Genomic DNA, 7,088 nt, shown 5'->3' on the forward strand with positions numbered 1-7,088 from the left:
TCCACTAAAAAAACGCCTTTAAAAGGCGTTTTTATTTTTGCTATTTATTTTGTGGTAATTTGTTGTCTGCTAAGACATCGTTAGTGTACTTTTCAACCTGTAGTGCCACTTCAGCAGCATTGGGATCACTAGGTTGAATATGGCTAGCAGTATCTTGTGCAACTGCCCAATAAGCCAAACTATCGGTTACCGGAACGATATCACGCACAATTTCCATTTTTAATTCTGGACGTTGCTTTTGTAATGTTTCAAAAGTTCCGTAGTTAGTAATCATGTGAAGAGTTCCACCTGAATCTGGTGAAACACTCTTGAAGATTACCAAGTGTGATTGACGTTGGGTATCTGTTAATTGTTGCTTAATTTCTTTCAATTGTTCTTTGTTTAATTGTAATGGCATTAGTATGCACCCCGCTTATCTTTCAATTAATCCGATTGATTGATTGATAAATTGTTGATATTTTACTACTTTCGCCGCCGTTTTGGCAATACTATCTGTAGATACTTCGCCAAATGGCATTGGTTGACCTTCGTCAATAACATCTAAATCACCCACAGCGTGATCAACGATTTTGACTGGTCTTAAAACGGTATACGGAAGTTCGTATTCATCTATCAATTTTACTGCATATCTTTGTTGATTCAAATATTCTTTTACATTATCGATATTTGGATAAACAGCATTGGTGGTCAATTCATCATCGATTCCAGCGACTGATAAAACAACAAACTGTTCTATTGGTGGATTAACTTGATCCAAAGCCGCAATTAACGATTCCATTGCTAAGTCGGCGTCAAATTGATTTAACCAAAAATAGATAATATTGGTATCGACTAATGCTTCCAAGTATTTTTTTTCATTATTAAAATCAATATTATCTAAAATAACTACATTATATTGATCTGATAATTCTTGGCTGACTCTATTGGCCAAATCAAATTGATTGCCAATCATTAATACTTTTTTCATCATGAGTCCTCCTAGTTTATGTAACTAATTTTAGCAAATATTAATCGTTTCGTTAACGTTAAATAGTTTAATTTTTAATCTTTTAGGTCCATACTACAGATGTAAGATTAACTTTAAGGAGGCCACTAACATGGTTAAAATTGGTAAATCAGACGTTAACGCTACTGCATTAGGTTTAGGTACTAACGCGGTCGGCGGTAATAACTTATTCCCTAACTTAAAAGATGAAACTGGAATTCAAATCGTAAAGACTGCACTAGATAATGGTATTACACTATTAGATACTGCTTTTGCTTATGGTATGGGTCACTCAGAAGAACTAATTGGTCAAGCAATTCAAGGTTATGACCGTAGTAAATTCGTGATTGCCACCAAGGCAGCTCAAGATACTTCCAATGGTGATGTTACCATTAACAACAACCCTGAATTCTTGAAACAATCAGTTGAAGATGCGCTAAAACGTCTTCAAACTGACTATATTGATATTTTTTACATTCACTTCCCAGATGATCAAACTCCTAAAGATCAAGCCGTTGCCGCTTTAAATGAATTAAAAGAAGCCGGTAAAATCAAGGCCATCGGTGTTTCTAACTTCTCATTAGATCAAATTAAAGAAGCTAACAAAGATGGGTTGGTTGATGTTGTTGAAGATCAATACAGTCTAATCCATCGTGAAAATGAAGATGTCATGTTCGATTATCTTCGTGATAACAACATCTCATTTGTTCCATTCTTCCCATTAGCTTCTGGCTTATTAACTGGTAAATATGCTGAAGTAGTTGATTTCCCTGAAAATGATATTAGAAATGGTAATCCAGACTTTACTGGTGATCGTTTTGCAAGCATCGTTGAAAAGGTAAACTCATTAAAACCAATGGCTGAAAAGCATGGTGTTGATGTTGCTCAACTAGTATTAGCTTGGTACATTGCTAATCCAAATATTTCCATTGTCATCCCTGGTGCTAAACACCCAGAACAAGTTGAAAAGAATGCTCAAGCATTAAAAGTTCAACTAAGTGATGATGAATACAAAGAAATAGATAATACTTTTAAAAATATTTAATTATTCATAACTTCAATGTTCGGATTTTGCTCCTGCGTTGGAGTTTTTTATCATAAAAAGGCGATTTTTGTTTAATTTTTCATTAAATTGTTCGCTTTTCAGTGGACTTTCATTCTAGATATGTTAATATATACGTATAATATAAATAAATACGAACATTAAAGGAGAATGTTTTCATGTTAAAAGGAATTGCTAATTTCTTTCATTTTGATGAACTAGGTACTAACTACCGTACTGAATTCATCGCTGGTTTAACTACTTTCGTTTCAATGGTTTACATTTTATTCGTAAACCCTAACGTTATGAGTGCATCTGGAATTGATAAAGGTGCTATGTTTACTGCTACTGCCCTAGCAACTGCTTTAGGTTGTTTCTTAATGGGAATTATCGCCAACTACCCAATCGCTTTATCAACTAGTTTGGGTACTAACGCTTTCTTTGCTTACTCTGTCTGTGTGGGTATGAAAGTTCCTTGGCAAACTGCTTTAGCAGGTACATTCATTGCTGCTGTTATTTTCATGATTTTAACTGCATTCAAACTTAGAGAAACTATTATTGATGCAATTCCTGCTGATTTAAAGAGTGCCATTGCCGGTGGTATCGGTTTGTTCATTGCCTTTCTTGGTTTAAACCAAGGTGGTCTAGTGGTTGCCGACAAATCAACTTTAGTTACTTTAGGTTCACTACACGTTGGTAGTACTTGGTTAACTATCTTTGGTTTAATCTTAACTATCGTTTTAATGAGTGCCCGCGTCCCAGCCGCTATTTTCATTAGTATGGTTGCTACTACTATTCTAGGTATGGTAACCCACTTAATCGCTTTACCTACTCACGTCGTATCAAGCGTTCCTAGCATCAAGCCAATCTTTATGGCTGCTGTTACTCACGTTGGATCTGTTAACACATTACAATTATGGATTGTTGTATTTACATTCCTATTAGTTACTTTCTTCGATACTACTGGTACTTTAGTTGGTTTAGCTAAACAAGCTGGTTTCATCAAGGACAACAAGATTCCTCGTATCGGTCGTGCACTTGGTTCTGACTCACTAGCCATGGTTGGTGGTTCTGTTCTAGGTTCATCACCAATGGGTGCATTCGTTGAATCATCTGCAGGTATCGCCGTCGGTGGTCGTTCAGGTTTCACAGTAATCGTGACTGGTATCTTCTTCCTACTTGGAACATTCTTCTCACCTCTATTGGGTGTTATTACTGATCAAGTTACTGCACCTGCTTTAATCGTTATTGGTATCTTAATGGCTAACTCACTACGTGACATCCACTGGGATAAATTCGAATTAGCTGCACCTTCATTCTTGATTGTTTTAGGTATGCCACTTTCATACAGTATTTCTGATGGAATTGCTTTAGGTTTCGTGGTTTACCCAATCTCAATGATTGCTGCTAAACGTGGTAAGGAAGTTCACCCTCTAATGTACGTACTAGGAGTAATCTTCGTGATCTTCTTCTGGTTACTAAATGAATAATTAAAAAAATAAAAAGACCTCAATTGAGGTCTTTTTTTTAGATTATATAACCAATCCATGCAGCAATAATTCCAACTACCGCACTTAAAACATAATAGCTATACGCCATTAACTTCTTTTTAGTTCCTAATTGAACCGTTTCGTTCATATAGGTAGAGAAAGTAGTATATCCACCTAAGATGGCAATAAAGAATGCTAATGTGAAAGTATTATGTGGCAATCTGGCATTAATCAATCCTAGTAAGAATGATCCAGTAATGTTAATGAAAAAGGTAGCAACCGGAAAAGCTGACTTACTAAACATCGCCTTTAATAAATTGGTCATTCCAAATCTAATTAGAGAACCAATCGAAGCACCCAACCCAACAATTAATACACTTGTTATCATAGTTGATCCTCCTTATTTTCAAACTGTTGACCTAGTTTTGTACCAATATGAGCCAATACTAAACCACCAATGAGACTCACTAATAGATATAAAAGACCTAGACCAATTTTATTATTTTCAAATAGTGTCACACTATCATAAGAAAAAGTTGAAAAAGTGGTAAATCCACCAACTAAGCCAACGCTTAATCCAGTCATAATATCATTAGAGATATCAATTAAATGTGGTAATGCTCCGGTGATAAAAGCTAAGACAAACGCACCAATTAAATTAATAAAAACAGTTGCCATAAAATGATCATTGCCCGCAATTAGGGTAAAGTAACCACGCAAACAACCGCCAATAAAGGCTAAGATAAATATGTATAAAATCTTGCGCATTAATAAACACCTTCCCAATTCAGAAAAATTCTACTTAAATATGATATCACAAGCGAAATCTTTACTATACCAATTAGCATTTTTACTTTGACATTTATCCTGCGAAAACTTATCATAATTAGAGAACATCTTTTAAAATTAAAAATTAAAATTAACATTTAAAAACAATTAAAACGAATTATAGATAAATATGAACGAGGAGAAACACGCTATGTTACTGGGAAGCATTGAGGCTGGAGGCACAAAGTTTGTCTGTGCCGTTGGTAATAGCGACTATGAAGTTATCGATACTCTAGTTGTACCAACCACTACTCCCGATGAAACATTTAGTAAGGCGATTGAATTTTTTAAACAATTCAAGGATTTAGCCGCATTAAGTATTGCATCTTTTGGCCCAATTGAAATTAGAAAAGATTCCACCAAATACGGTTTTATTACCGATACCCCTAAATTTGGCTGGTCTAATGTAAACTTTTTAGGGGAATTTAAAGAACATTTTGATATTCCAATGTATTGGACCACTGACGTGAATGGTTCTGTTTTTGGTGAATACATTAATCTTAAAAATAGTGGTCAACGTTTAGACTCACTTGTATATTACACAATTGGAACTGGTGTGGGTGCCGGAATTATCATTAATGGTCAATTCATTGGTGATATGGGACATCCAGAACTTGGTCACGTTAAATTAAAACGTCATCAAGATGATCTAGACTTTGATGGAATTTGTCCATACCACAAAGACTGTTTAGAAGGACTAGTTTCTGGGCCTACTTTTGAAGCGCGTCTAGGTAAAAAAGGACAAGAAGTATCACAAAGCAACCATGTATGGGATATTATGGCTTATTACGTTGCGCAAGCAGCTATTCAAGCAACACTTACTTTCAGACCAGCTAAAATTATTTTTGGTGGCGGTGTAGTTAGTGAACAATTTCTCAAAAAGGTTAGATTTGAATTTTCAAAGCAATTAAATGGCTATATTGAAATCAAAAACCTAGAAGAATATATTTCCACTCCAACCCTTGATGGAAACGGCTCAGCGACCTACGGAAACTTCGCTTTAGCGGATGCTTTAGTCAAACATGAAGTTCAATAAGTTCAGTTTTGCACAATATAATCGAGTGTGTTAGTTAAAAAAAATCAAAAAAATTTCAACGGCGTAAATCATTACAATATCAATGATTTACGCCGTTTTTACGTGTCTTAAAAAGATAAGTTTTTATAAAATTTACTCAAAACCCTTTTCTTTTTTTAAAAATGAGTTATTATATTACTTGTAAGTTTGTGAAAGAATTAATTAGTTCACAACTTCATAACAAATAATACTTAAAATTCAATTTGGAAAGGATCTTGAATTATGAAAGCATTAGTTTTAACAGGCAAGAAACAATTAGAAATCCAAAACACTGAAATGCCAGAACCAAAGGCAAACGAAGTTGTTATCAACGCAAAATACGCTGGTATCTGTGGTACTGACTACGCTCTATACAACGGTCTACCAGGTTCAGCAGATGCTGTTCCTCCAATCGTTTTAGGACATGAAAACTCAGGTGTTGTATCAGCTATTGGTTCAGATGTTACTGATCTAAAAGTTGGTGACCGTGTAACAGTTGACCCTAACATTTACTGTGGCAAGTGTGAATACTGTCGTACAGCCCGTCCAGAATTATGTGACAACCTATCAGCAGTTGGTGTTACTAGAAACGGTGGTCTAGAAGAATACTTCACTGCTCCTACTCAAGTAGTTTACAAATTACCTGACAACGTTGATTTAAAATCAGCTGCTACATGTGAACCTATCTCATGTGCCGTTCACGGTATGGACTTATTAAACATCAAACCTTACCAAAAAGCTCTTGTTATTGGTGATGGTTACATGGGTCTAATCTTTGCTCAATTACTACGTTCATACGGTGTTAAATCAGTTGACTTAACTGGTAGACATGACGACAAGCTAGCTGCTGAAAAAGAAAAGCTAGACATCGACCGTGTTATCAACACTACTAAAGAAGAAATTCCTGATGAATACGACATCGTTATCGAAGCCGTAGGTCAACCAGCTACTCAAGAACAAGCTATCGAAGCAACTGTTAAAGGTGCTCAAGTATTAATGTTCGGTGTAGGTGCTCCTGATCAAAAATTCAGCATGAACACTTACGAAGTATTCAAGAAACAATTAACTATCCAAGGTGCCTTCATTAACCCTAACTCATTTGAAGACGCAATTGCTTTACTACAAAGTGGTAAGGTTAACGTTGAAAAGATCATCGACAACGTCATCTCACTAGAAGATGTTGAAAGTGTTCTAGACGGTACTTCAAACCTAACTGGTAAATGTGTGGTTAAGGTTTCTGACTAATCATTTTTTGGAGGCTTTATTATGGCTTTAAACGACTACTTCGATGGTTTACAACACGTTGGTATTCCATCAAAAGACTTAGACAAAACTATTGAATTCTACAAATCACTTGGCTTTGAACAAGCTGGTTTATTTCACAACGGTGATAACCGTTGTGCCTTCATGAGATACGGTAACTTAACTGTTGAAACATGGGAAGGCGATCCAGTTGCTATGGAAAATGGTTCAATTAACCACATTTCTATGAACTGTACTGATGTTGACAAGGCTTTCGAAGCTGCTAAAGAACAAGGTTTCGATGTCTTAGATGACGAAATCCAATCAATTCCATCATTCTGGGATAACGGCATTCGTTTCTTCAACATTCAAGGTCCTAATCACGAAAAGATCGAATTCTGCCAAATTATTAAATAATCTAACTTAATCGATCAAAAAGACCCAAGC

At 35.5% G+C, this 7,088-nt stretch carries 9 protein-coding genes; 5 read left to right on the forward strand and 4 right to left on the reverse strand.

What is annotated here, in order from left to right:
• Window positions 1-40 precede the first annotated feature (40 nt).
• Together M3005_RS05655 and M3005_RS05660 are read right to left on the reverse strand one after the other, a co-directional pair.
• The gene (locus M3005_RS05655; RefSeq protein ID WP_293794468.1) at window positions 41-397 is read right to left on the reverse strand and encodes a hypothetical protein; all 357 of its coding nucleotides are present in this window, start codon (window positions 395-397) and stop codon (window positions 41-43) included.
• 15 nt (window positions 398-412) lie between these two features.
• Window positions 413-967 (reverse strand): NAD(P)H-binding protein, encoded by a 555-nt coding sequence (locus M3005_RS05660; protein ID WP_293794469.1) that lies wholly within the window; start codon window positions 965-967, stop codon window positions 413-415.
• Between the two features lie 130 nt (window positions 968-1,097).
• Between M3005_RS05660 and M3005_RS05665 the strand changes: the two genes are divergently transcribed.
• Together M3005_RS05665 and M3005_RS05670 are read left to right on the forward strand one after the other, a co-directional pair.
• Window positions 1,098-2,030, forward strand: coding sequence for an aldo/keto reductase (locus M3005_RS05665; RefSeq protein ID WP_293794471.1), 933 nt, complete (start codon window positions 1,098-1,100; stop codon window positions 2,028-2,030).
• A gap of 176 nt (window positions 2,031-2,206) precedes the next feature.
• Window positions 2,207-3,517 carry an NCS2 family permease gene (locus M3005_RS05670; RefSeq protein WP_293794474.1) on the forward strand — a complete coding sequence of 437 codons (1,311 nt, stop codon included), beginning with the start codon at window positions 2,207-2,209 and terminating at the stop codon, window positions 3,515-3,517.
• A 37-nt stretch (window positions 3,518-3,554) separates the two neighbouring features.
• Here the strand turns inward: M3005_RS05670 and M3005_RS05675 are convergent, their stop codons facing one another.
• Both M3005_RS05675 and M3005_RS05680 read right to left on the reverse strand, forming a co-directional pair.
• The gene (locus tag M3005_RS05675; RefSeq protein ID WP_293794475.1) at window positions 3,555-3,905 is read right to left on the reverse strand and encodes a fluoride efflux transporter FluC; all 351 of its coding nucleotides are present in this window, start codon (window positions 3,903-3,905) and stop codon (window positions 3,555-3,557) included.
• Window positions 3,902-4,285: a fluoride efflux transporter FluC gene (locus tag M3005_RS05680; protein ID WP_293794477.1), complete on the reverse strand. Its 384-nt coding sequence runs from the start codon at window positions 4,283-4,285 to the stop codon at window positions 3,902-3,904. Before M3005_RS05680 ends, M3005_RS05675 begins: the two co-directional genes overlap by 4 nt.
• A gap of 211 nt (window positions 4,286-4,496) precedes the next feature.
• Here M3005_RS05680 and scrK point away from each other — a divergent pair, with 211 nt between their 5' ends.
• The 3 genes from scrK (at window position 4,497) to M3005_RS05695 (ending at window position 7,058) form a co-directional block, all read left to right on the forward strand.
• Window positions 4,497-5,381, forward strand: coding sequence for a fructokinase ScrK (gene scrK / locus M3005_RS05685; protein ID WP_293794478.1), 885 nt, complete (start codon window positions 4,497-4,499; stop codon window positions 5,379-5,381).
• A 261-nt stretch (window positions 5,382-5,642) separates the two neighbouring features.
• Window positions 5,643-6,644, forward strand: coding sequence for a zinc-dependent alcohol dehydrogenase family protein (locus M3005_RS05690; RefSeq protein ID WP_293794479.1), 1,002 nt, complete (start codon window positions 5,643-5,645; stop codon window positions 6,642-6,644).
• A gap of 21 nt (window positions 6,645-6,665) precedes the next feature.
• Window positions 6,666-7,058, forward strand: a complete 393-nt coding sequence (locus M3005_RS05695) for a VOC family protein (RefSeq protein WP_053950609.1) — start codon at window positions 6,666-6,668, stop codon at window positions 7,056-7,058.
• The last annotated feature ends 30 nt before the right edge of the window (window positions 7,059-7,088 follow it).

Origin of the sequence: Apilactobacillus sp., from assembly GCF_025290035.1 — a bacterium.
GTDB lineage: Bacteria > Bacillota > Bacilli > Lactobacillales > Lactobacillaceae > Apilactobacillus.